Genomic DNA, 24,582 nt, shown 5'->3' on the forward strand with positions numbered 1-24,582 from the left:
GGCCGCGAATCCTAGCCCGAGCGCGTCCATAGAATCCCGCCCCTATGTCGAGCCGTCCGTCTTCCTCTCCCGCCGCTGCACCTGCCGCTTATGGCGAAGCTTCCATCCGCGTTCTCAAGGGCCTGGAACCCGTCAAGCAGCGGCCGGGCATGTACACCCGCACCGAAAACCCGCTGCACTGCATCCAGGAAGTCATCGACAACGCCGCCGACGAGGCGCTGGGCGGTTTTGGCAAGCGCATCGACGTGACCTTGCATGCCGATGGCTCGGTGTCAGTCGCCGACGACGGCCGGGGCATTCCCTTCGGCCTGCACCCGGAAGAAGGCGTGCCCGTCGTCGAGATCGTCTTCACGCGCCTGCATGCCGGCGGCAAGTTCGACAAGGGCTCGGGCGGCGCCTACAGCTTCTCCGGCGGCCTGCACGGCGTGGGCGTGTCGGTGACCAATGCATTGGCCAAGCGGTTGGAAGTGGCCGTGTGGCGCGACAAGCAGGTGGCTGGCATCGCCTTCGAGCACGGCGACGTGAAGCAGCAGGTCGTCACCCGCCCCGCTGCCAGCGGTGACCGCAAGCAGGGCACGACGGTGCGCGTCTGGCCCGAGGCCAAGTACTTCGAGAGCGCCGAGCTGCCCAAGCACGAATTGGTGCACTTGCTGCGCTCCAAGGCCGTGCTGATGCCCGGCGTGACCGTCACACTGAAGATCGAGAAGACCGGCGAGACGACCACCTGGCTCTACAAGGCCGGCCTGCGCGACTATCTCGCGCAGTCGCTCAACAGCGACCCGTTGATCCCGCTGTTCGAGGGCGAGGGCTTTGCCACCGCCGGCGAGAGCGAGAACTTTGCCGAAGGCGAGGGCGCCGCCTGGTGCGTGGCCTTTACCGAGGACGGCGCACCACTGCGCGAGAGCTATGTGAACCTGATCCCGACGGTCGCCGGCGGTACGCACGAGTCGGGCCTGAAGGACGGCCTGTTCGGCGCGGTCAAGGGCTTCATCGAGATGCACTCGCTGCTGCCCAAGGGCGTCAAGCTGATGCCTGACGACGTGTTCTCGCGCGCCAGCTTCGTGCTGTCCGCCAAGGTGCTGGACCCGCAGTTCCAGGGCCAGACCAAGGAGCGCCTGAACTCGCGCGACGCGCTGCGCCTGGTGTCGGCGTACGTGAAGCCGGCCCTGGAGCTGTGGCTGAACCACCATGTGGACCATGGCAAGAAGCTGGCCGACCTGGTCATCAAGCAGGCACAAACTCGGCAACGCGCCAGTCAGAAAGTTGAAAAACGAAAAGGCTCCGGCGTGGCCGTGCTGCCCGGCAAGCTGACCGACTGCGAAAGCCGCGACCTGCTGCACAACGAGGTCTTCCTCGTCGAGGGCGACTCTGCCGGCGGCAGCGCCAAGATGGGCCGCGACAAGGAGACGCAGGCCATCCTGCCGCTGCGCGGCAAGGTGCTGAACTCCTGGGAGGTCGAGCGCGACCTGCTGTTCAAGAACAACGAGATCCACGACATCTCGGTCGCGCTGGGCGTGGACCCGCACGGCCCCAACGACACGCCGGACCTCTCCGGCCTGCGCTACGGCAAGGTCTGCATCCTGTCGGACGCCGACGTCGACGGCTCCCACATCCAGGTGCTGCTGCTGACGCTGTTCTTCCGCCATTTCCCCAAGCTGGTCGAGACCGGGCACGTGTTCGTTGCCCGTCCGCCGCTGTACCGCGTCGATGCGCCGGCGCGGGGCAAGAAACCCGCTGCCAAGCTCTATGCGCTGGACGACGGTGAGCTGACCGCGACGCTGGACAAACTGCGCAAGGAGGGCGCGCGGGAAGGCTCGTGGAGCATCAGCCGCTTCAAGGGCCTGGGCGAGATGAACGCCGAGCAGCTGTGGGACACGACGTTGAACCCCGAGACACGGCGCCTGTCGCGCGTGGAATACGGGCAGCTCGACTTCGGCGCGACGGTGGACGCCTTCAACAAGCTGATGGGCAAGGGCGAGGCCGCCTCGCGCCGCGAGCTGATGGAGCTGCACGGCGACACGGTCGAGATTGACGTCTGAGCCCCCCCAAGCTAGGGGCGGGGTGACTCTCTGTTGACGCGGGTGATGGGCGGCGAAGAATGGCGCCCACCCTATTCAAAGGAGCTGCCATGCGTCAGCACAAGTTTGCGATCCGCGCCGTCGTTCTCTGCCTCGGTGCCGCCGCCATGTCGGCGGCCCTCGCCGCGCCCAAGGACGAAGTCGAGCTCATCGTTGGCCATAAGGTCAACGGCGGTGGCGCTGTGCGCGCCGAGGTCGGTCGCGGTGGCGGTCGCGTCGTCGAGGACTTGTCCGAGATCGACGCTCTCGTCGTCAGCATGCCGCGCGGCGCCGCCAAGGCACTGGCCCGCCACGCCCAGGTCGATTTCGTCGATGAACCGGTCGAGCGTCACATCCTCGGCAATCGCAGCATCCGCGTCGCCGGCTCGCAGGCCCAGGTCGCGCCCTACGGCATTGCGATGGTGCAGGCCGATCAGCTTTCCGACGCCCAGGCCGGCAACCGGCGTGTGTGCATCGTCGACTCGGGCATCAATGGCACCCACGAGGATTTGGCCGGCATCCCGATGACGGGCCAGAACTTCACCAAGTCCGGCGCCTGGAACACGGACGAAAACTCTCACGGCACCCATGTGGTCGGCACGATCGCGGCGCTGAACAACGCGGTCGGGGTCGTCGGCGTGGCGCCGTCGGGCCGCCTGAACCTGCATATCGCCAAGGTCTTCGACGCCAGCGGCAGCGCCAGCGACGCGGTGATCTCGCGTGCCATGTTGGGTTGCGGGCGCGCCGGCGCCAACGTCATCAGCATGTCGCTGGGTGGCGCCACCGGCAGCCGCACCGAGGCGCGCACCGTGGCCAAGCTGGCCAGCCAGGGCATCCTGCTGGTCGCGGCAGCCGGCAACGAAGGTGACAACACGCTGTCCTACCCGGCCGCCTTCGCCGAGGTCGTGTCGATTGCAGCCGTCGACGCCAACAAGCTCGTTGCCAGCTTCTCGCAGTTCAACGCTGACGTCGAGCTCGCCGCCCCCGGTGTGGCCGTGCTGTCGACCGTGCCGGCCTACAGCCAGACAGGCGCCTCGTTGACCGTCGCTGGCGGCAGCTTCACCGTGCAGTCCATGGACGGTTCACCCCGCAGCAGCGCCAGCGGTTCACTGGCCGACTTCGGCCTTGGCAGCGCCGCCACGCCGGGCAGCATGAACGGCAAGGTCTGCCTGATACAGCGCGGCACCATCGCCTTCGCCGACAAGGTGCTGAACTGCCAGAGCAGTGGCGGCGTCGGTGCGATCATCTACAACAACACGACGGGCGACCTGCTCGGCACATTGGGTGAGACCGTGACGACCATCCCGTCCGTCGGGGCCACCCAGGCAGACGGCGCGACCCTGCTGGGCCAGCTCGGCCAGTCGGCCAGCGTCGCCGTCTTCGGCCTGCCCGACCTGTACGCCAGCTACAGCGGCACGTCGATGGCGACGCCCCATGCATCCGCCGTTGCGGCCCTGGTGTGGAGCCTGCATGCCGGTTGCACGGCCACGCAATTGCGTGCGTCGCTGAACAAGAGCGCGCTGGACCTTGGCGCCCCCGGCCGTGACGACTACTACGGTAACGGCCTCGTGCAGGCCAAGGCAGCGCACGACCGCATCGCCGCGCTGGGCTGCGGCAACTGAGCAGGCGCCCCGGCGCCGGGGACAGAGTCAAWGCGCGGCACAATCCCGCGCCGTGATGACCGCCCCCGCCCCCGCCCCCGCCATTTGCCAATGCCCCGCGACGCTGCCCGCCGGGTGGAGCCGCGCTCAGCCGAGCGGATCGGGGGCCTGATGCAGACGGTCTTCAACGCCGGGCACGCGCTGCACGCGGCCACGCACGAGTTCTTCCGCGGCCGGCTGGTGCCGGCCTTCGAGATCCCGGCGCGCGCCGACTACATCCTGCAGGCGGTGCGGGCTGCGGGCCTGGGTGAGGTGCTCGCGCCGGTCGACCACGGCCGCGCGCCGCTGGAGCGTGTGCATTCAGCGCGCTACCTGGATTTCATCGAGGGCGCGCACGCCGAGTGGCTCTCCACCGGTGGCGAGGGCGATGCCTTCCCGGCCGTGTGGCCGGTGCGTTCGTTGCGCAGTGACCTCGAGCCGATAAGTTTCGCGGCCCGCATGGGCCTGTATTCGATGGACTGTGGCACGCCGCTGACGGCTGGCAGCTGGGCCGCGGCCTATGCCGGCGCGCAGGCGTCGCTGACCGCACTCGATTTGGTGTTGGCCGGTGAGCGCTCGGCCTATGTGCTGACGCGCCCGCCCGGCCACCATGCCGGCACAGACTTCTTCGGCGGCTACTGCTTCATCAACAACGCCGCCGTTGCCGCGCAGGCTGCACGCGACGCGGGCCTGGCGCGTGTGGCCATCCTGGACGTGGATTACCACCACGGCAACGGCACCCAGGCCATCTTCTACGACCGCGCCGACGTGTTCTTCGCCAGCCTCCACGGTGACCCGCGCACCGAGTACCCGTTCTTCCTCGGTCATGCCGACGAGACCGGCGCAGGCGAGGGCGTCGGCTTCAATGCCAACTTCCCGTTGCCGGTGGGCGTGGACAACGACGACTGGTTCGCTGCACTGGACGCGGCGCTCGCGCGGCTGACAGCCTTCAAGCCCGATCTGCTCATCGTCTCCCTCGGCGTGGACACCTATGGCGGGGACCCGATCTCGCACTTCAAGCTGGACGAGCCCGAGTTCCGCCGCATGGGCCAGCGCCTGGCTGCGTTCGGCGCGCCGACGTTGTTCATCCAGGAAGGCGGCTACGCGACCGAGGCCATCGGCCGCAACGTCGTCGCCGTGCTGGCTGGGTTCGAGACTGAATGACGACCCCCACGCTCGCTCCGCTCACTGCCCCCCGAGGGGGCTGGACCTCCCTTGGGGCGGCCCGGCGGGAGGTCCCATGAGCCTGCGCCTGCGCCCCACCATGCTGTCCGACCTCGACTGGGTCGTCTCGGTCGAGCGCGACGGTACCAACCTGCCCTTCATCACGCCCTGGGAGCGCCCGCAGCACGAAGGCGCCATCCGCTTTCCCGACTCACGCCACTTCATCCTTGAAGAAGGTGACGAACTGGAACGAATCGGCTTTGTCATCCTGCAGGGCTGCCGCAACCCGAACGGCTCGGTCGAGCTGAAGCGCCTGGTGCTGCAGGCCAAGGGCCGCGGCCTGGGGCGCTCGGCCGTACGCCAGCTCAAGGCCATGGCTTTCACGCAGCTGAAATCCCATCGCTTCTGGCTGGACGTGACGGCGCTGAACACGCGCGCCCTCGAGCTGTATCGCAGCGAAGGCTTTGTCGAGGAAGGCCGGCTGCGTGAGAGCGTGCGCGTGACAACCGACGGCGCTGACGGCTATGACTCGCTGATCGTCATGTCGCTGCTGGACCGCGAATTCCAGGCGCGCGTGGCCCTCGGGCTGGAGGCCGCATGAAGCCATGGCTGTTCCTGCTGCTGGCCGGCCTGGCACTGCCGGTGCATGCCGAGCTGTGGGGCTATGTCGACTCAGCTGGCATGGCCCACTTCGCGCCGCGCCAGCTCGACGCGCGCTATGCACCCGTGCTCGGCAGCGTCGGCATGAAGCGCGTGCCGGGCAAGACGGACGCGGGCCTGGCGCTGCTGAACTGGCTGGACATCGCTCCCGAAGTGAAGGCCGTCCAGCCTTGGGTGCGCGAGGCCGCCGCCCAGCACGGCGTGGACGCCGACCTGCTGAAGGCCATCATTGCGGTCGAGTCCGGCTACCAGCGCAACGCCGTGTCCCCGCGCGGCGCAACGGGCCTGATGCAGATCACGCCCGAAACGGCCAGCCGCTACGCCTCGCCTGCCGAGGCGGCGCGCTTGATCGAGCCCCGTATCAACATCCACACCGGCGCCCGCATGCTGGCCGATCTGATGCGCCGCTTTGGCCGCATCGACGCAGCCTTGGCGGCCTGGAATGCCGGCGAAGGCGCCGTGCGCCGGGCCGGCAACCGCGTGCCCGACATCGATGAAACCCAGGCCCACGTGCATCTCGTCCTCGAGTTGTACTGGGCCCTGCTGCAGCAGAGCCAACCGGCCCGCGCGCAGCGTTTGACCTTGCATCCATGAGTTCCCAGACCCCCATCGACTTCAACCCGCCCACCGACGACGGTGGCGACAACACGCTGACGCTGGGCGCTTACGCCCAGCAGGCCTATCTCGAATACGCGCTCAGCGTCGTCAAGGGACGCGCGCTGCCGTCCTATGCCGACGGGCAAAAGCCCGTGCAACGCCGCATCCTCTACGCGATGCAGCGCCTGGGCCTAGGCTGGAGCGGCAACTCCGGTGCCAAGCCCGTCAAGGGCGCCAAGGTCGTCGGCGACGTGCTCGGCAACTTCCACCCGCATGGCGACCAGTCGGTCTATGACGCGCTGGTGCGCATGGCGCAGGACTTTTCGCTGCGCTACCCGCTGATCGACGGCCACGGCAACTTCGGCAGCCGCGACGGCGACGGCGCTGCGGCGATGCGCTACACGGAAGCGCGCCTGGCGCCCATCGCCCGCCTTGTGCTGGACGAGATCGACGAAGGCACGGTGGACTTCCGCGCCAACTACGACGGCACCACGCAGGAACCGGTCGAGCTGCCGGCGCGCCTGCCCTTCGTGCTGCTGAACGGTGCCAGCGGCATCGCCGTGGGCCTGGCCACCGAGATTCCCAGCCACAACCTGCGTGAGGTGGCCGCTGCGGCCGTGGCGCTGCTGAAGGACGACAAGCTCTCCGACGAAGCGCTGTTCGACCTGATCCCCKGCCCGGACTTCCCTGGCGGCGGCCAGCTGATCAGCGCGCCTGAGGACATCCGCGCGGCCTACACCTCGGGCAGGGGCAGCCTGAAGGTGCGTGCCCGCTGGAAGATCGAGGATCTGGCGCGCGGCCAGTGGCAGCTCGTCGTCACCGAACTGCCGCATGGCACCAGTGCGCAGAAGGTGCTGGAAGAGATCGAGGAGCTGTCCAACCCCAAGGTCAAGGCGGGCAAGAAGACACTGTCGGCCGACCAGTTGCAGCTCAAGGCCAGTCTGCTGGCGGTGCTGGACGGCGTGCGCGACGAGTCCAGCAAGGATGCGGCCGTGCGCATCGTCTTCGAGCCCAAGAGCCGCACCGTCGAGCAGCAGGACCTGATCAACACGCTGCTGGCCCACACCAGCCTGGAGAGCAGCGCGCCCGTCAACATGACGATGATCGGCGCCGACGGCCGGCCGACACAGAAGAGCCTGCGCCAGGTGTTGGCCGAGTGGGTGGGCTTCCGCCAGACGACGGTGCGCCGCCGCACCGAGCATCGCCTGGCCCACGTCAACGACCGCATCCATGTGCTCGAAGGCCGGCAGCTGGTGCTGCTGAACATCGACGAGGTCATTCGCATCATTCGCGAGTCCGACGAGCCCAAGGCCGCGCTGATCGAGCATTTCAAGCTCAGCGACCGTCAGGCGGAAGACATCCTTGAAATCCGCCTGCGTCAATTGGCACGGCTGGAGGCCATCAAGATCGAGCAGGAGCTGTCCAAGCTGCGCGATGAGCGCACGAAGCTGGAAGACATCCTCGGCTCCACCTCGGCGCTGCGCCGCACCGTCATCAAGGAGATCGAGGCTGACGCCAAGCAGTTCGGCGACGACCGCCGCACGCTGATCCAGGCCGACAAGCGCGTCGTTGCCGAAGTGAAGATCGTCGACGAGCCGGTCACCGTCATCGTCAGCCAGAAGGGCTGGGTGAGGGCGCTCAAGGGCCACGAGGTCGACATCGCCGCCCAGACCTTCAAGGCCGGCGACACGCTGTGGGGGGCTTTCCGCTGCCGCAGCGTCGATCCCCTCATCGTGGTCGGCAGCAACGGCAGGGTCTATTCCGTCCCCATCTCGACCTTGCCCGGTGGCCGTGGCGACGGCCAGCCCATCACGACCATGATCGAGCTGGAGACGGGCAGCCAGATCGCCCATTACGTTGCCGGTGCACCGAACCAGCGCCTGGTGTTTGCCGGTTCGACCGGCTATGGCCTGATCGCCCAGATCGGCGACCTGGTCGGGCGCCAGAAGGCCGGCAAGACCTTCCTTGCGCTTGACGACGGCGAGCTGCCGCTCCTGGCCGCAGTGCCTAACGACGCAGTCGCTCTCCAGCTTGGCGTGCTGAGCGCCCAGGGGCGTCTTTTGAGCTTCCCGCTGGATGAACTCAAGCACCAGCCCAAGGGCGGCAAGGGCCTGATGCTGATGGATTTGGAGGCCAAGGACACCGTCGCCTCCATCGCCTGCTTCACGACCCAGTTGCGGGTGCTCGGCAGCGGCCGCGGCGGCAAGCCGCGCGAGGAACTGCTGAAGAACCAGTCCTTGGCCGCCCACGCCGGCAAACGCGCCCGCAAGGGCCGGGCGGTGGATGGCCTGCAGAAGGTCGCGCGCCTGACGGCCGAATAAGGTGCATGCGCTCAGAAAAGGTGACAGCCGGCCGTGACTTGGTGCACATCTGACAAAGCTTAGGGCGGCGTTTACAAGTTGCTACAAACCCGGCCCGTGATGTCCCTAGTGCAAGGGGTATGCAGGCGATTCAACAGTCTTCGCTGCACTGCACAATGGTTTCCGGCGGTTGTGCTTGACCGTCCAAAGTCAGGAGCTACGCAATGAAATTGAAAAACCTCGCCGCCGCATCCGTGGTGGCTCTAACCGCGCTCAGCAGCCAAGCTGCTTCCTTCAACTGGGGGGCGCATGATGCGTTTGAAGTCGGTGGCAACACCGTCTCTGGCGCCGTGTTCGACACCTTTTCGTTCTCGCTTGGTACCAGCAGCACGCTGACCAGCAGCGTGATCGCCAATCCCGGCAGCTTCTTGGGTTCGGCTTACACGCTGTACTCCTCAGGAGCTGACCACATGGTTGGTGGCGGTGACGATTCCTTTGTGGGCGCTTGGGGATTTAACACCGCAAACACCGTGGCGCTGGGTTCGGGCAGCTACTACTACTCCGTCCTGGGTGGCGCTACCGGCTCGTCCACATACGCCATCAGCTCTGTCGCGGCTGCGGTGCCGGAACCCGAAACCTACGCCCTTCTGGGTGCAGGCCTGGGCGTCATCGGCTTCCTCGCCTCGCGTCGCCGCCGCGATTCCTGATCGCGGTTGAACTGCCTGCGCGCTCCCAACGGCGCGCAGGCAGCTCACGACCCGTACAGCCCTGGTCATCCTGATCCAGGGCTTTTTCATGGGCGTCTCAAACTCGATCGACTAAGGGGTGGCCGCTGCGGCGCCGATGTGGCGCTCCAGGAAGCGCTCCACGCGGCCCCAGAAGTCCACGCTCGTCTCCAACGAGCGCCAGCCATGGCCCTCGTTGGGGTACACCACCCATTCCAGGCTTCGATGGCCTGCGGCTTCCAGGGCCTTTTTCATGTCGACGCCCTGCTGGACCTCAACGCGGCGGTCCTCGGCGCCATAGGCCATCAGCAGCGGCTGCTTGATCTTGGCGGCGAGCTTGACGGGCGCATTGGTGGCCAGCATCTCCGCGTCGTTCACCGGGTCGCCGACCAGCAGCTTGAGGTCGTGTTCGGCCCACATGCTCTGAATGTCGGTGTGGCTGCGGCTGAACAGCGAGGCCGGGTCGGTAACCCCCGCCCACTCGAAGCCGCAGCGGAAGAGCTCCGGGTTGCGCACCAAGCCCATGAGCGTGGCGTAGCCGCCGTAGCTGGCACCGGCGACGCAGATGCGCTTGGGGTCGGCGAGCCCTTTGTCGACGGCCCATTGGGCGGCGTCGGCGAGGTCGGCCTGCATGGCCTGGCCCCATTGCTTGCGGCCAAGGTTTTCATGGTGCTCTCCGTAACCCTCGCTGCCCCGGAATTCCGGCTCGATGACGAGGTAACCGCGGTTGGCGAGGAATTGCGCCATGTCGTTCCAGTACCAGTGATTGCCCCGCACCCAGGGGCCGCCGTGCACGAGCACGACCGCTGGACGCGAGGCGGCCGCACCGAGCGGCTTGGTCAGTTGCACGGGCATGGCCAGGCCGTCGCGGGTCTTCACGCGCAGAACCTCGCGCTCCGCCATGTCGGCGGCACGTACGGACGGACGCGACCGGAACAGCATCTTCAGCTGGCGGCTGTCGCGGTCATAGGCGTAAATGATTTCAGGCTGGCGGTCGGATGCGGCGTGGATCAGCACGCGCTTGTCCTTCAGGCAGTCGCGGCAGCTGATGGCGTTGACGGTGGCGGGTAGCAGCTTGTCGATCTCGGCCTGCAGGACCTTCATGTCCTTGTCGAACCAGGCGGTGTCAGCGGCATCGGCCTCGTAGCGCAGGCCGATCAGCCGGCCGCTGTCGCGGTCCAGCACCGGGTGGCCGGTCCAGTCGTAGCCACGGATGGAGAGCAGGGTCTGGCGGCTGTCGCCCATCGCGCTGAGGCGCTGCACGATGCGGATGTCGCCCTTGGACTCGGCCGCGTCATGGCCGGCCACGAGCAGGTCACCGCCCGGCAGGCGCGCCAGCGGCATCGGCATGGGGTCGATGTTGCGGCGGCCGGAACGCCAGAGCTTCCAGGACCGGGTCTCGGCGTCGAAGAGATGCACGCCGAAGCCCGCGCCCTCCATCGTGATGCAGGCCTGCGGCTGGCCCTTGCCGTCCACCAGCCACTCGGCCACGCGGTTGGGCACGTTGTCGGTAACCAGCGTCAGCTTGCCCGTGCGCGTGTTGAGCCGGCCCAGCACCTCGTGGCTGAACTCGCCGTTCTCGTCCCAGGTGTAGCGCTGCACCATGACGTCGTCGCTGTCGTCGTCCAGCGCGCGCAGCAACCGCCAGTTCCAGGGCAGCAGTTTGTCAACGGCTTCCTTGATGCGCGTGCCGGTCTGGGCCTGGCCGGGGTTGATGTTGAAGCGCGTGGAGATCAGCTGCGTCACCTCGCCGCTGCGCACGTCCAGCACCCAGAGGCCCGTGGAGACTGGCGTGTCGCGCAGTTCGTGGCGCTGCCAGGCCTGAAAGACCAGCCGGTTGGGATTGAGCCAGTGGACGCTGGCGACGTCGAGCCGGTCCACGGCTGCGACGACGTCGGTGGGGCTGTCGTCGTCTACCCGAGCCAGCGCGAGCTTGGTGCGCTCGCCAGGGCGGTTGACGAGGACGGCGACGCGGCTCTGGTCAGGCGACAGCACGGCGCGCTCGAAAGCCGGCGGCCTGAAGAAGGCCTCGATGGGTAGCTTGGGCGCCTGGGCGCCGGCGAGTGCAGACGACAACAGGGCCAGCGTGACGCTGGCCTGCGCGATGATTCTCATGACTTCTCCCTGAAAACGGGGCCGAAGCCTACTCGACCCGCAACGGTAATGTGCCCTTGCGGGCGTCAATCATCGAAGCCCGGGAAGAGCCGGCTCGGGAACACCATGCTCTGCGTCGTGCGAACGACGGCGCCGTCCTTGAAGTGGACGTTGAAGCGCAGGCCATAGCCCGCCTGGTCGGGCTCGATGGTCCAGTCCCAGACGTCTTCGCCGCTGAGGCGGAAGAACACGCGCGTGCGCTCGCGGCCGAGGATGCGGCTGACTTGTTCGGGCGTCATGCCCGGCACGATGCGGGCGCGGCCGGCAGGGGAAAGGCCGTCCTCGATGCGGACCAGCCGGCCATCGACGGCCAGGCGAACCATGTAGCTGTGCCGGCCCATAGGCTGGCTCGAATATTCGAGCGTCCGGCCGCCGTCAGCCTCGGGCCAGGTGCGCACCGGCTGGCCATAGAGAGCGATGACGTCCATCTCGCCGCTGACGCCGGGCTTCAGCCGCGCATCGCGATCCGGCGTCGCGCAGCCGGTGAGCAGTGCGGCGCAGAGAGCGAGGGCGGCGAGTCGCATGGCGATATTCAACGCTGGGCCAGGGCCCTCGCGCAGTCGCTGACGAGGCCCGGGCCCTTGTAGATGAGGCCGGTGTAGACCTGCACAAGGTCGGCACCGGCGGTGATTTTGGCGCGCGCGTCGGCACCGCTCATGACGCCGCCCACACCGATGATGGGATAGCCCGCCGGCAGGGCTGCGCGCAGCAGGCGAATGACGCGGTTGCTGGCCTCGAAGACCGGGGCGCCCGACAGGCCACCCATCTCGTTCGCATAGGGCAGGCCCTTGACGGCGTCGCGCGCGATCGTCGTGTTCGTGGCGATGACGCCGTCGATGCCGTTGGCCTTTAGCGTCTGGGCGATGACGGCAACCTGGTCTTCCTCCAGATCGGGCGCGATCTTGACGAACATCGGCACGCGCCGACCGCTCTGGCTGTCGAGCTGTTGCTTGCGCTGCTGCAGCGTGCCCAGCAAAGCACCCAGTGCTTCGTCGCTCTGCAGCGCGCGCAGGTTCTTGGTGTTGGGGCTGGAGATGTTGACGGTGATGTAGTCGGCATGCGGATGCACGCCCTCCAGACCGAGCAGATAGTCGTCCGCCGCGTTCTCGATGGGTGTGGCGGCGTTCTTGCCGATGTTCAGGCCGAGGATGCCGCCGGCCTTGCGGAAGCTGTGGGCGCGCTTCACGTTGGCGATGAAGCTGGCCATGCCCTCGTTGTTGAAGCCCAGGCGGTTGATCAGCGCGTTGGCTTCGGGCAGGCGGAACATGCGCGGCTTGTCGTTGCCGGGCTGGCCCTTGGGTGTCACGGTGCCGACCTCGATGAAACCGAAGCCCATGGCGCCCAGGCCATCGATGCAGCGGCCGTTCTTGTCCAGGCCGGCGGCCAGGCCGATGCGGTTCGGGAAGCGCAGGCCGGCGATGGTGACCGGATCGCTGATGCGTTCGCCGCACCAGAGCAGTTGCGCGGGCGTGTTCTGCAGCTTCGCGATGCTGTTCAGCGTCAGCTCATGGGCGTGCTCGGGGTCCAGGCCGAACAGGAAGGGGCGGGTGAGGGCGTAGGGGATCAGCGGCATAGCCCGTGATTCTCTCAGTCGCGGTCCCACGGCGGCACGTCGCCCATCTGCTCCAGCATGAAGTCGATCAGCGCCCGCACCTTGGGCGCCGGATGGCGGTTGGGCAGGTAGACGGCGTACAGGGTGTTGGCATCCGCCAGGCCGCCGACCGGCTGCCAGTCGGGCAGCACGGCCTTGAGCCGCCCCGCGCGCAGGTCTGCGCCGACGGCATAGGTGGGCAGCACGGCCAGGCCCAGGCCGGCCAGGGCGGCCACGCGCAGGGATTCGCTGCTGTTGGCCGTCAGCCCGCTTTCGAAGCGAAGCGCGCCGCGGGTCTCGACCTCGGCCTCGCCCTGCTCAGGGTGGCGAAAGCGCCAGCGGTCGGGGGACTGCAGATAGCCAAAGCGCAGGCAGCGATGGCCGGCGATGTCGGCCACGGCCTGCGGCTCACCGTGGGCCTCCAGATAGGCCGGCGCCGCACACAGCACAAAGCGGATGGCTGCCAATCGCCGCGCCACCAGGCCATCGGAAGGCTTGTGCGTCAGCCGCAGCACGACATCGAAGCCTTCCTCGGCCAGGTCGACATAGCGGTCGTTCAGCCCCAGCACGACGTCGATCTGCGGATGCCGGGCGCAGAACTCCGCCATCAGCGCCGTGAACTGCAGATTGCCGAAGGCGGTGGATACCGACAGCCGCAGCACGCCGCGCGGCTCGTCACGGCGGCCGGCCAACTCAGTCTCCAGCGCCAGCGACTCGTCCAGCAGCCGCAACGCGCGCTCGTAGACGCTGCGGCCCTCGGCCGTTGGGCTGACGCTGCGCGTGGTGCGGTGCAGCAGCCGCGTGCCGAGCTGGTCCTCCAGCCTCACCACCTGCTTGCTGACGGCCGACTTGGTCGTGCCCAGCAGGCGTGCGGCGCCCGAAAAGCCCTTGGCGTCGACGACGCGGGCGAAGGCTTGCAAGTCTTCAAGGCGGCCCATGGTAACTGTGCTCCATTTGGAAACTCTGAATCGAATATTTGATGGATTGTGTCCTGAACAATTGATTCCTAGAGTGCAGTCATCCCTTCAAGGAGTCGTCATGTCCACCACCACGCTGTCGCCCTGCATGGCCCGGTCCTTCCGGCCCAGCCTGTTCGACCGCCTGCTGAGCGCCGCTGCCGCGTCCAGCCTGCCGCTGCTTTTCATCCTGCTGTGGAGCAGCGGCTATGTCGCCGGCAAGCTGGCCCTGCCGCACACCGGGCCGCTGACCTTGCTGACCCTGCGCTTCGGCTTGGCAGCCGTTGTGCTGCTGGCCGTCGCCATGGCCACCGGCGCGCCCTGGCCGCACCGGGCGCGCGGTTGGGCGCATCTGGCCGTCGTCGGCCTGCTGATGCAGGTGCTGCACTTCTCTTGCATCTACTTCGCCTTGCAATGGGGCCTGAGCGCCGGCGTGGCCGGGCTGCTGATCGGGCTGATGCCGCTGGCGACGGCCCTGGGTGCCCACCTGTGGCTGGCCGAGCGCATTGGCCAGCGCCAGTTGCTGGCATTGCTCGGCGGCCTGGTGGGTGTGGGCCTGGTCATCGCCGACAAGCCTCTGAACGGCGCCTGGACCGCCTACGCCGTGGCCGGCCTGGGCCTGCTCGGCCTCGTCGCCGGCACGCTCTACCAGAAGCGCTTCTGCGCCCACATGGACTTGCGCAGCGGTGCCGGCGTGCAGATGGCCGTGTCGGCCCTGGCCGTTGCTGCGGTGGCAGGCCCGACCGAAGGATTTGCCATCGACTGGGCGCCCGAGCTGATCGGGTCGTGGTTGTGGCTGGGCCTCGTCAACTCCATCGGCGCCTTCAGCCTGATGTTCATCATGATCCGCCGCGGCCAGGCAGGGCAGGTGGCGCGGCTCTTCTTCCTGATCCCCGGCGTGTCGGCGCTGATGGGATTCGTGTTGCTGGGCGAGCGCCTGGAGCCGTTGGCGCTGGCCGGTTTTGGGCTCTCTGCGCTGGCCGTGTGCTTTGCCGCCGCCAAGCGGTGAAAATGCGGGGCTTCCCAGGAGCCTCGCAATGAAACCTTTGGACGATCCCCACCACGACCGCGAAGCGGGCTCCCGCGACGAAACGCGCGACACCACGCGTACCGACGACACCCGCATCGGTGCCGTCCGTGCGCTGATCAGCCCGGCGCTGCTGCTCGAAGAGCTGGCCATCCCCGACGCGACGCTGGAGCTTGTCGAGCAGGCCCGCCAGCAGATCAGCGACGTGCTGCATGGCCGCGACGACCGCCTGCTTGTCATCGTCGGCCCCTGTTCCATCCACGACCACGACCAGGCGATGGACTACGCCCGCCTGTTGAAGACGGCGCGCGAGGAACTGAGCCGCGACCTGCTGATCGTCATGCGCGTCTACTTCGAGAAGCCGCGCACGACGGTGGGCTGGAAAGGCTACATCAACGACCCGCGCCTGGACGGCAGCTTCCACATGAACGAGGGCCTTCGCCTGGCGCGCCAGCTGCTGCTCGACGTCAACGCGCTGGGCCTGCCGGCCGGCACCGAGTTCCTGGACCTGCTGTCGCCGCAGTACATCTCCGACCTGATCGCCTGGGGCGCCATCGGCGCGCGCACCACCGAGAGCCAGAGCCACCGCCAGCTCGCCTCGGGCCTGAGCTGCCCGGTCGGCTTCAAGAATGGCACCGACGGCGGCATCAAGGTCGCCAGCGACGCCGTGCTGGCCGCCAGCAGCGCCCATGCCTTCATGGGCATGACCAAGATGGGCACGGCCGCCATCTTCGAGACCCGGGGCAACGAGGACTGCCACGTCATCCTGCGTGGCGGCAAGGCGCCCAACTACGACGCGGCATCGGTCAACGCCGCCTGCGATGCGCTCAAGACATCGGGCCTGCGCGAGCAGGTCATGATCGACTTCTCGCACGCCAACTCCAGCAAGAAGTACGAGCGCCAGGTCGATGTCGGCCATGACGTCGCGGGTCAGATCGCGGGCGGCGACCAGCGCATCACCGGCGTCATGATCGAAAGCCATCTGCAGCCTGGCCGCCAGGATCTGGCCGAGGGCCAGACCAAGGCTGACCTGAAGCCCGGCGTGTCCATCACCGACGCCTGCCTGGGCTGGAGCCAGACCGAGCCGCTGCTGCGCGAGCTGGCTGCAGCCGTCCAGAAGCGCCGGGGTTAAGTCCACTCGCGCCGCCCGGCGCCCACCCGTCGCAGCGCGCTCGCGCCGCGGCGGGGCGATCTCCAACATTCAGCCATCCCACTGCTGAACCCTGGAGATCGCGATGAAACACCAAGCCCTTGCCTCCGCCCTGCTTGCCCTGCTGCCGCTGTGCAGCCAGGCGGCAGACGTCACCCTCGAAGTCGAGGGCCTGGACACGAGCCGCCTGCAGGGCGCCACCCTGATGGTGGCCGTCTTCACGGAGCCGGCCAACTGGCTGCGCCAGCCGCAGACCGGCCTGCGCTTCGTTCTCGGCCCCGAGGCCACTGGCGGCAAGTTCAGCGTCGTGCTCAAGGACCTGCCAGACGGCCCGTTGGCGATCAGCCTGTTCCAGGACGCCAATGCCAATGGTCGCCTGGACATGAACGCCATGGGCATTCCGGTCGAGCCCTACGGCTTCTCCAACAACGCTGCTGGCACCTTCGGCCCACCGAAGTTCGAGCAGGCCGTCGTGACACCGGTGACCGGTGCGTCGGTCAAGGTCAAGCTGAACTGAGCGGGGACGGCCATGAGCACGACCCGTCGTTCACTGCTGACCGCGCTGCTGGCCGGCGGCCTCAGCCCCGAACTGCTGGCCCTGGGCCTGCCGGTCGATACCTTCGCTGCCGATGCGCCGGAACTCTTGCCGCTGCGTGGCTTGAATGGCGAGAACCTGGACGCCAGCGCCGTCGTTGAAGGGCGCCTGCCCGCCGCGCTGCGCGGCCGCTACTTCCGCAATGGTCCTGGCCTGATGCAACGCGCCGGCCAGCGCTACCACCACTGGTTCGACGGCGATGGCCTGGTTCAGTCCTGGACACTGCAGGACGGCCGCGCCAGCCACCGCGCCCGCTTCGTGCAAACGACCAAGTTCCGCGCCGAGCAAGAGGCCGGCCGCTTCCTGTTGCCCGCCTTCGGCACGGCCATCAAGGCCGAACTGCCGGTGCGCGGGCCCGACAGCGTCAACGTGGCCAACACCAGCGTGCTGATGCAGGGTGACCGCCTCTACGCCTTGTGGGAGGGCGGCAGCGCCTATGAGCTGGACCCGGCGACGCTCGCGACGCGCGGCGTCAAGACCTGGGCGCCTGAGCTGCGTGGCATGCCCTTCTCGGCCCATCCCAAGGTCGAGCCCGACGGCACGGTGTGGAACTTCGGCACGGCCAACGGTCGGCTGGCCGTCTATCAGCTCGATGCCGCCGGTACCGTGCGCCGCCATGCGCTGCTGGATGTGCAGGCTCCGGCCATGCTTCATGACTTCGCCGTGTCGCAACGCCACCTCGTCTTTCTGCTGGCGCCCATCACCATGGACATGGCGGCCGTGCGCGCTGGCGCCTCCATGGTCGACGCGATGCGCTGGGCCGGCGAGCAACCGACGCGCGTGCTCGTCGTCGACAAGGCCGACTTCTCGAAGCAGCGCATCTTCGAGATGCCGGCCGTCCAGGTCTTTCACTTCGGCAATGCCTGGGACGACGGCCGCATGCTGCGCCTGGACTATGTGCAGAGCACGCCGCTGCCGGAGTTCAACGCCGGCGCCCGGCAGATCATGCGCGGCGAGCGCACGGCGCGCGACGTGTCGACGCCGCGGGTGCTGCAGATCGACCTGGCTAGCGGGCGGCTGAACATCGCTGCGCGCGACGAGGCCGTCGAGTTCCCCGTCGTCGACCCGCGAGTCGTCGCCCGGCGCCACCGCTTCGTCTGGTACCCGACGGCCATCGATATCGGCGCGCGCTGGGGCTTCAACGGCCTGATGCGGTTGGACATCGACAGCGGCGCGCGCGAGCGCTTCAGCTTCGGCAACGACACCGTCGTCGAGGAGCATGTGCTGGTGCCCAGGCCTGGCAGCACTCGGGAAGGCGAGGGCTGGCTGGTCGGCATGGGCTATGACATCCAGCGCCGGCGCAGTTTCTTCAGCGTCTTCGATGCGATGCGCCTGGCCAACGGCCCGCTGGCCCGCGCCTGGCTGCCTTACGCCGTGCCCTACGGCTTCCACGGCAAGTTCTACGCCGCTTGAACCTCAAGCCCCCCTGCTTCGAGAACGGGGCAGGGGACTCCGCATTGACAGGCTTTTGCAAGCCACCTATGGTCGTGCAGTTTGTTGAAAGCGCTTTCAGAAAGCGCTTTCACTTTCGGCGATCGGCAGCAGTTCGTCGTCGCCTCGTTTCGGGATTCTTTATTCCCCAGTCAACACCATGGAGACGACAACATGCTGAATCTGAAGACCTGCGTGGCGATGGCCACCCTCTTGCTGGCCGGTGCCGCCGGCGCAGCCACAACCAACGCCTTCGCCAATGGCGGTTTTGAGACCGCGGGCGGCCCCGGCCAGCTCGCCGCCGGCTGGCTGACGGCGGCCACCAGCAGCCCGGCCTCGCGATCCACCGACGCCCACTCCGGCAGCTTCTCGCTGCTGCTGAGCGCGCCCAACGGCTTCGATGCCTCCATCGCGCTGCAGGATGCCGTCGGCCACGGCGGCATGCCTGTACTGGGCGCTGCCAATGTGGGTGACACGCCCTGGCTGAGCTTCTGGGCCAAGGGTGACGCCAGCGTCACCGGCAACGCCTTCGTCACGCTGCGCTACATGGGGGCCAACGGCATCATCGGCACGGCCCTCAACCAGCAGTTCCAGGGCCAGTTGAGCACCAGCAGCTGGACGCAGGTCAGCTTCCAGGCGGCTGCCGTCCCGGTCGGCACAACCTCGGTCTTCATCGAGATCGGCACCGCAGTCGGCCCGATCCTGGAGAACCGCGCCAATGCCGTCCTCGTCGACGACCTGCAGTTCGCGATCCAGACCGCCGCCGTGCCCGAGCCCGGCAGCTACGCGCTGCTGCTGGCGGGCCTGGTCACCGTCGGCGCCATCGCCCGCCGCCGCCGCGCCTGAACCCGAGGAGACAAGCCATGCAAGCCAAGATTCACACCCTCTCCAGGATCGGCGCGTCGCTGCTGCTCTGCGGCCTGGCCGCCCACGCCAGCGCCGCCGGAACCGTCGTCATCAACACCTATGGCCCCGGCGATGACGTCAGCGGCTGGGCCTCACTGCTGGGCCAGGGCCAGGACCTCGCCGTCGCCTTCGATATCAGCAGCGCCACCACCATCCAGTCCATCCTCACGTCCATCGACGGCGTGGGCGGCATCACCGTCGGCATCATGGCCCGCCAGGGCGCCGTGCCCGCCGGCAACAGCTGGCTCTACAGCACGCACTTGACCGATCCCTGGGCCAACACGGCGTTGGCGCCCAGCGGCTGGAACCTGGCCGCCGGCAGCTACTGGCTGGTGACCCAGGCCGACGCCGGCTTCGCCGGCCAATGGCAGAGCGGCACCGATTCGCCCAGCGCCGCCTGGGCCTTCTCCTCGTCCGGCAGTTGGCAGGCGGTCAACACGGGCTTCACCGGCGCGCCGGCCACCCGCATCACCGTCACCAGCGCCGTGCCCGAGCCCTCGACCTACGGCTTGATGGGCCTGGGCATCCTGGTCGTCGGGGCCCGCCTGCGTCGCAACCGCCAGCAAGGATGAATGCCATGAATCGCCAAACCCTCATCGGCGGCCTGCTGCTGGCCGCCAGTGCCATCGCTTCCGCCAGCGTCACCAGCCCCGTCATCGGCAAGCTGCTCTGGTCCGAGGAATTCAACGGCGCCAGCCTCGACAGCGCGCTCTGGTCGACCTATGACGGCAACGGCTGCCAGATCGGCCTGTGCGGCTACGGCAACCAGGAGCTGGAGTACTACCGCCCCAACAACCTCTGCATCGTCAACGTGCCTTTCGAGCCCGCCACGCGGGCCCTGGCCATCACGGCCAAGCGCGAGGTGATGGGCGCCAACCAGTTCACCTCCGGCAAGCTGGACTCGGCGGGCAAGGTGCAGGTCAAGTACGGGATGATCGAAATCCGCGCGGCCACGCCGTCGGTCGGCGTCGGCCTGTGGCCGGCCCTGTGGCTGCTGGGCACCAGTCCGCAGGCCTGGCCGCGCAAGGGCGAGATCGACATCATGGAGCAGGGCGGCCGCCAGCCTGCGGGCCTGCCCGCCGTGTCGCCGGACCAGTTCGTCGGTTCCAACGTCATCACCTTCAACCAGGCCGCCTGCGTGCCCGGCAACGAAAGCTGCGCCGCGTCAACTGCCTGGCAGACCAAGAACTGGGTCACGCCCACGCGCTCGTTGGCCAACCGCTTCGTGCTGTATCGCCTGTATTGGACTGACACGCAGATCCGCTTCACGCTGGTGGACAACGGCCGTGAACTTGACATGTACAAGGCGCCCATCTCCACGGTGGGTTCGCCAGCGCTGCAGGAGCCGTTCTATCTGCTGATGAACATGGCTGTCGGCGGCAACTTCACGCCGGCCGCCACGCCTGCGCAGATCACCGCGCCGTTGCCCGCGACGATGTACGTGGACTATGTGCGTGTCTATGAGCTGGACGGCAAGGGCGAGGTCAAGCTGGGCGTCGGCATCACGCCGGAGGCCGGCAAATTCGGCGTGTTCACCGACAACACGCCGGTCAACAACAGCCAGGCGCTCGGCACGTCGGCGGACTTCTTCATCTGGAACACCGGTTCCATGGGTGGCGGCAACATCCCGGCGTTTGAGGGGTCCAACGTGCTGGCGCTGAACTACTTCGCGCCGGGGCAGTGGTTCGGCGGTGCCGTCCAGTCGCGCCAGGTGCACGACATGAGCGGCTTCCGTGGCGGCAACATCAAGCTGAAGATCAAGGCGCCGGCCAATGTCGCCTTCAAGATCGGCATCCTGGACACCTACACCAACCACAGCTGGGTGACCTTCCCCGCCAACACCACGGCCTATGGCCTGGTGCGCAACGGCGAGTGGGGCACGGCCACCATCCCTGTGGCCGAGATCGCCGGCCCCCTGGTGGCGCTGCAGTCCATGAACTCGCTGTTCGAGTTCCTCAGCGTGGACGGCTCCAATCCGGCCGCGTCCTTCCAGATGGCCTTCGACGACATCATCTGGGACTCGGGCGTGGCGGCTGTGAACGCCGTGGCCGTGACGGCGCCGGCGCTTGCCAAGACGGCCGCCGTGCCGACGGCCTCGACGCAGGCCGGTGCGACCACCCTCGAACTCGCCGCCAACGCGACGGGCTGGGTGGACGCGCACTACACGGTCAACGGCGGCGAGACCCGGACCGTGCGCATGCGCCAGGACGGCGCTGCCAGCCGGTACACGCTGGGAGGGCTGAAGAAGGGTGACGTCGTGGAATACCGATTCACGTCCTGGGACAGCAGGAGCCAACTGGCCACCGATTCGGCGGTCAGGAGCGTGGTGATGAAGTGAGCCGGACCGGGATCGGCGTTGTTCACCGCGCCGATCCCGGACAATCCGGGCCCATGAATCAAGACCAGCTCAAGCAACTCGTCGGCCGTGCGGCTCTGGACTATGTTCCCGCCGGTCAGATCCTCGGCGTCGGCACCGGCTCCACGGTGGACTGTTTCATTGATGCGCTCGCGGCCAGCGGTATCGCCATCCCCGGTGCGGTGTCGAGCTCGGAGCGCTCGACGCAGCGCCTCATCAAGCATGGAATCCCCGTGCTGAATGCGACAGAGGTGGAGCGGCTGGCCGTCTACATCGACGGCGCCGACGAGATCGATGGCCAGGGCTTCATGGTCAAGGGCGGTGGTGCCGCGCTGACGCGCGAGAAGATCGTGGCGGATCTGGCCGACCAGTTCGTCTGCATCGCCGACGAATCCAAGCTCGTGCAGACCCTGGGCAAGTTTCCGCTGCCTGTCGAGATCGTCCCGATGGCCGCCGCCCAGCTGGCGCGCCGTTTTGCCAAGCTCGGCGGCGAGGCCAGGCTGCGGGCCGGCATCGTCACCGACAACGGCGGCCACATCCTCGACGTGACGGGCCTGTCCATCACCGACCCGCTGGCTTTCGAGGCCGAGGTCAGCCAGTGGCCGGGCGTCGTCACCGTCGGCGTGTTCGCCCGCCACAAGGCCAGCGTCTGTCTGCTCGGCGGTGCCGACGGCGTGAAGACCCTGAAGTTCTGACCGCATGCCGCGCGAGCCCCTCGGCTTCGATGCGGCATCGCACGAGAGGCACCATTGGTGGCGCAGCCTGCTGTTCAAGCTGGCCGTGTGCGGCGCCGCAACGGCGCTGCTGTGGTGGGCGAGCGGCTGGGCCGGCATGCTGGTGGCGCTGATGCTGTGGGGCCGTGCCTTCGCGTCCGATCTTGTTGCCCTGGGCGAAACGGTCGGGCGGGGCCTGAAGGCACTGGCCTTCCGGCCCGTGCAGGGGCGCTACTACGCGTTCAAGGGCCACCGCATTCGTGTGCTGGACGATGACATCGAGCGCCACCGCTGGATCGCGCTGGAGGATTTGTCGATGGCCCTGGGTGCGCCGATGCCGGCCGCATCGCTGCGGCGTCGCCATCCACAGTCGGTGCGCGAGCAACGCGACGGTAGCTATGTGCTCGATGAGGTCGTCCTGACCTGGCTGCGCGAGCAGCGCGGGGATCGCGCCGGGCGGTTGGCGCACTGGGTGGAACGTGAGGTCTGGTACCCGGCACGCGGCCGCAAGGCCAGCTACGCCCAGAAAAAAGGGGCGTCCGAAGACGCCCCCGATTGAGCCCGCTCGGCTCAGTTCCTGCCGACAGCGCTCCAGGCAGAGGCCACGGCATTCGCCTCGGCGCTGCCAGTCCCGTAGAGCTCATTGGCGGCGGCGATGGTGCCACTGCGTGCGCCGGCGTAGTTGGTGGACGAAGTGAATTTCGTCGTCAGCGCCCGGTACCAGATCTTGGCGGCCTTGTCCCGGCCGATGCCCGTCAGCGAGCCCGCGCCGGTGGCGACGCGGGTGTTGCCGGTCACGCAGGTCGGGCTGTTGCCGTAGGCACTGTTGGTGCCTTCGGCGAGCAGGAAGAAGAAGTGGTTGGTCACGCCCGAGCTGTAGTGCACGTTGAGATTGCCCACGCCCGAGTACCAGCAGTCCGCCGATGCACCGTCGGCGCTGGGCTTGACCATGCTGCGCAAGGCCCCGCCGCCCACCATGATCTTCTCGCCGATCAGGTAGTCGCCCGGGTCGCTGGCATTGGCGGCGTAGAACTCGACCATGGTGCCGAAGATGTCGGAGTTGCCCTCGTTGAGGCCGCCGGACTCGCCGGAATAGGTCAGGTTGGCCGTGCGGCTGGTGACGCCGTGGCTCATCTCGTGGCCGGCCACGTCCAGGGACACCAGCGGCTTGATGCTGGTGCCGTCGCCGTCGCCGTAGGTCATGCAGAAGCAGGAGTCCGACCAGTAGGCATTGGCGTAATTGCGGCTGTAGTGAACGCGGTTGTAGGCACCCTTGCCGTCATTGGCGATGCCGTTGCGGCCATGCACGTTCTTGTAGTAGTCCCAGGTCATGGCCGTGCCGTACTGCGCATCGGCGCCAGCGCTGGCGGCGTCGCTGGTCGCGTTGTTGCCCCAGCTGTTGTCGGCGTCGGTCATGACGCTGCCACCGTTCTTGCGACCGCCCATGCTGATCGTGTAGGTGCCGCCGCGGCTCGGGTCGCGCAGCTCGTAGCCGCCGCTGATGCTGTTGGTCGTCAGCGCCACGTTGCCGCTGTACAGCGTCTTGCCCGTGCCGTTGGCGGCCGCGGTGTGGATGTCGTCCCAGGCGTCGAGCTGGCGGGCATCCAAGGCGTCGACGATCACATGCTTCTCGAACGGCGTGCCATCGGCGCTTTCTCCGGAGACGGGCACGTCCCAGGCCAGGGCGGGCGCCTGGTCGCGGGCATAGATGACGAGTTCGGGTTTGCCGGCATCGCCGTCCATCGTGCGCAGCACGGCCATGGCGGCGCGATTGGCGTTCAGGGCCGGCTTGGTGGCGATGCCGTCCAGGCGCCAGCGCAGGTTGTGGTGCATGGCGCGCAGGGTGCCGAAGCGGTCGGTCTGCACGATGAGGTCGCCGCCGATGACGCGCAGGCCCGCGACGCTGCGGTCCAGGCGCACATGGCTGCCGCCGTCGCTGTCGATGACGATGTCGCGCACGCTGTAGCTGTGCTCGCTGCCGTGCAGGCTGAGGCCGGGAAACTGGCGCACATGGCCTTCGGCGCGGCTCTTCAGTGCGTTGGCGTCGGCGCGATTGGACTGGGCCTGGGCCAACGAGGCCGTGAGTGCCACGCTCAGCAGCGCGAGGCGAAAGATCGGGCGAAACATCGGGAGCTCCTGGTTTGTTGGAAAGCGCGGCGGGTCTGCCGCAGGGTGCGCCGGTGCGGCGCTGGCATGACTTTGCTCACCCATGCCGCCGCGCGGGCTGGGAACATCCCGGGTGTGGCGCTGGGGCGCAACAAGCCGGGCGACCTTTGGCGTTTCAGGCTGTAAGGGCGGCTCCCGCCACGCTGGGCGCCGGCGGTCGCGTCCCTGAACGAGGGACGGGCGGCCCCTGATTCCCAAAAGCAAAGAGCCGGGCATTGCCCGGCTCCCGTTCAATGGCGCTGCGTGGCGCGGCTCAGAAGGTCTCCCAATCGCCGTCGTCCTTCGCCGGCGCTGGCGCCGGGGCAGGGCGCGGCGCAGCTGCGGGCGCCGGCCTGGCCATGGGCGCGGCGGTCGGCCTGGCATTGGCGGCTGGCCTGGGTGCCGGGGCCTTGGC

General features: G+C 67.9%; 21 protein-coding genes. 16 read left to right on the top strand and 5 right to left on the bottom strand.

Annotation, left to right across the window (positions count from 1 at the left end):
• Positions 1–44: 44 nt before the first annotated feature.
• The 7 genes from ACXJLH_RS25235 to ACXJLH_RS25265 all read left to right on the top strand — a co-directional run bounded on the left by ACXJLH_RS25235 (position 45) and on the right by ACXJLH_RS25265 (position 9,125).
• A complete protein-coding gene (locus ACXJLH_RS25235; protein WP_457393989.1) occupies positions 45–2,039 on the top strand; it encodes a DNA topoisomerase IV subunit B in 1,995 nt (664 codons plus the stop codon).
• A gap of 89 nt (positions 2,040–2,128) precedes the next feature.
• Positions 2,129–3,679: a S8 family serine peptidase gene (locus ACXJLH_RS25240; protein ID WP_457447045.1), complete on the top strand. Its 1,551-nt coding sequence runs from the start codon at positions 2,129–2,131 to the stop codon at positions 3,677–3,679.
• Between the two features lie 150 nt (positions 3,680–3,829).
• Entirely contained in the window at positions 3,830–4,861 is a 1,032-nt protein-coding gene (locus ACXJLH_RS25245) for a histone deacetylase family protein (protein ID WP_457447078.1), read from the top strand.
• A 76-nt stretch (positions 4,862–4,937) separates the two neighbouring features.
• The gene (locus ACXJLH_RS25250) at positions 4,938–5,462 is read left to right on the top strand and encodes a GNAT family N-acetyltransferase (protein WP_457356593.1); all 525 of its coding nucleotides are present in this window, start codon (positions 4,938–4,940) and stop codon (positions 5,460–5,462) included.
• Positions 5,459–6,115 (top strand): lytic transglycosylase domain-containing protein, encoded by a 657-nt coding sequence (locus tag ACXJLH_RS25255; RefSeq protein WP_457356592.1) that lies wholly within the window; start codon positions 5,459–5,461, stop codon positions 6,113–6,115. Before ACXJLH_RS25250 ends, ACXJLH_RS25255 begins: the two co-directional genes overlap by 4 nt.
• Entirely contained in the window at positions 6,112–8,439 is a 2,328-nt protein-coding gene (parC, locus tag ACXJLH_RS25260; RefSeq protein ID WP_457447047.1) for a DNA topoisomerase IV subunit A, read from the top strand. The genes ACXJLH_RS25255 and parC overlap by 4 nt, the downstream gene beginning before the upstream one ends.
• Positions 8,440–8,642: 203 nt before the next feature.
• Positions 8,643–9,125, top strand: coding sequence for an FxDxF family PEP-CTERM protein (locus tag ACXJLH_RS25265; protein WP_056196142.1), 483 nt, complete (start codon positions 8,643–8,645; stop codon positions 9,123–9,125).
• Positions 9,126–9,236: 111 nt separating this feature from the next.
• Here the strand turns inward: ACXJLH_RS25265 and ACXJLH_RS25270 are convergent, their stop codons facing one another.
• The 4 genes from ACXJLH_RS25270 to ACXJLH_RS25285 all read right to left on the bottom strand — a co-directional run bounded on the left by ACXJLH_RS25270 (position 9,237) and on the right by ACXJLH_RS25285 (position 13,826).
• On the bottom strand, positions 9,237–11,258 hold the full coding sequence (locus tag ACXJLH_RS25270) for an alpha/beta hydrolase family protein (RefSeq protein WP_457447049.1): 2,022 nt from the start codon (positions 11,256–11,258) through the stop codon (positions 9,237–9,239).
• Positions 11,259–11,323: 65 nt separating this feature from the next.
• Positions 11,324–11,821 (bottom strand): hypothetical protein, encoded by a 498-nt coding sequence (locus tag ACXJLH_RS25275; RefSeq protein WP_056196146.1) that lies wholly within the window; start codon positions 11,819–11,821, stop codon positions 11,324–11,326.
• Positions 11,822–11,829: 8 nt separating this feature from the next.
• Positions 11,830–12,870 (bottom strand): quinone-dependent dihydroorotate dehydrogenase, encoded by a 1,041-nt coding sequence (locus ACXJLH_RS25280; protein ID WP_457447051.1) that lies wholly within the window; start codon positions 12,868–12,870, stop codon positions 11,830–11,832.
• A 14-nt stretch (positions 12,871–12,884) separates the two neighbouring features.
• On the bottom strand, positions 12,885–13,826 hold the full coding sequence (locus tag ACXJLH_RS25285) for a LysR family transcriptional regulator (RefSeq protein ID WP_457447053.1): 942 nt from the start codon (positions 13,824–13,826) through the stop codon (positions 12,885–12,887).
• Between the two features lie 100 nt (positions 13,827–13,926).
• On the opposite strand from ACXJLH_RS25285, the gene ACXJLH_RS25290 reads away from it, so the two are divergent.
• The 9 genes from ACXJLH_RS25290 (at position 13,927) to ACXJLH_RS25330 (ending at position 22,581) form a co-directional block, all read left to right on the top strand.
• Positions 13,927–14,853 carry a DMT family transporter gene (locus ACXJLH_RS25290; RefSeq protein WP_457447055.1) on the top strand — a complete coding sequence of 309 codons (927 nt, stop codon included), beginning with the start codon at positions 13,927–13,929 and terminating at the stop codon, positions 14,851–14,853.
• 28 nt (positions 14,854–14,881) lie between these two features.
• Positions 14,882–16,003 carry a 3-deoxy-7-phosphoheptulonate synthase gene (locus tag ACXJLH_RS25295; RefSeq protein ID WP_457447057.1) on the top strand — a complete coding sequence of 374 codons (1,122 nt, stop codon included), beginning with the start codon at positions 14,882–14,884 and terminating at the stop codon, positions 16,001–16,003.
• 103 nt (positions 16,004–16,106) lie between these two features.
• Positions 16,107–16,538 carry a DUF2141 domain-containing protein gene (locus ACXJLH_RS25300; RefSeq protein ID WP_457447058.1) on the top strand — a complete coding sequence of 144 codons (432 nt, stop codon included), beginning with the start codon at positions 16,107–16,109 and terminating at the stop codon, positions 16,536–16,538.
• 12 nt (positions 16,539–16,550) lie between these two features.
• Positions 16,551–18,029 carry a carotenoid oxygenase family protein gene (locus ACXJLH_RS25305; protein WP_457447060.1) on the top strand — a complete coding sequence of 493 codons (1,479 nt, stop codon included), beginning with the start codon at positions 16,551–16,553 and terminating at the stop codon, positions 18,027–18,029.
• Positions 18,030–18,221: 192 nt separating this feature from the next.
• Positions 18,222–18,893, top strand: coding sequence for a PEP-CTERM sorting domain-containing protein (locus ACXJLH_RS25310; protein ID WP_457447062.1), 672 nt, complete (start codon positions 18,222–18,224; stop codon positions 18,891–18,893).
• Positions 18,894–18,910: 17 nt separating this feature from the next.
• Positions 18,911–19,525 carry a PEP-CTERM sorting domain-containing protein gene (locus ACXJLH_RS25315; protein ID WP_457447064.1) on the top strand — a complete coding sequence of 205 codons (615 nt, stop codon included), beginning with the start codon at positions 18,911–18,913 and terminating at the stop codon, positions 19,523–19,525.
• Between the two features lie 5 nt (positions 19,526–19,530).
• Positions 19,531–21,291 (top strand): glycoside hydrolase family 16 protein, encoded by a 1,761-nt coding sequence (locus ACXJLH_RS25320; protein WP_457447066.1) that lies wholly within the window; start codon positions 19,531–19,533, stop codon positions 21,289–21,291.
• 53 nt (positions 21,292–21,344) lie between these two features.
• The gene (gene rpiA / locus ACXJLH_RS25325; RefSeq protein ID WP_457447068.1) at positions 21,345–22,004 is read left to right on the top strand and encodes a ribose-5-phosphate isomerase RpiA; all 660 of its coding nucleotides are present in this window, start codon (positions 21,345–21,347) and stop codon (positions 22,002–22,004) included.
• 4 nt (positions 22,005–22,008) lie between these two features.
• Positions 22,009–22,581: a hypothetical protein gene (locus tag ACXJLH_RS25330; RefSeq protein WP_457394310.1), complete on the top strand. Its 573-nt coding sequence runs from the start codon at positions 22,009–22,011 to the stop codon at positions 22,579–22,581.
• A gap of 11 nt (positions 22,582–22,592) precedes the next feature.
• On the opposite strand, the gene ACXJLH_RS25335 is transcribed toward ACXJLH_RS25330, so the two are convergent.
• Positions 22,593–24,149 carry a M4 family metallopeptidase gene (locus ACXJLH_RS25335; RefSeq protein WP_457447070.1) on the bottom strand — a complete coding sequence of 519 codons (1,557 nt, stop codon included), beginning with the start codon at positions 24,147–24,149 and terminating at the stop codon, positions 22,593–22,595.
• Positions 24,150–24,582 lie beyond the last annotated feature (433 nt).

This window comes from Roseateles sp. P5_E4, assembly GCF_054049255.1.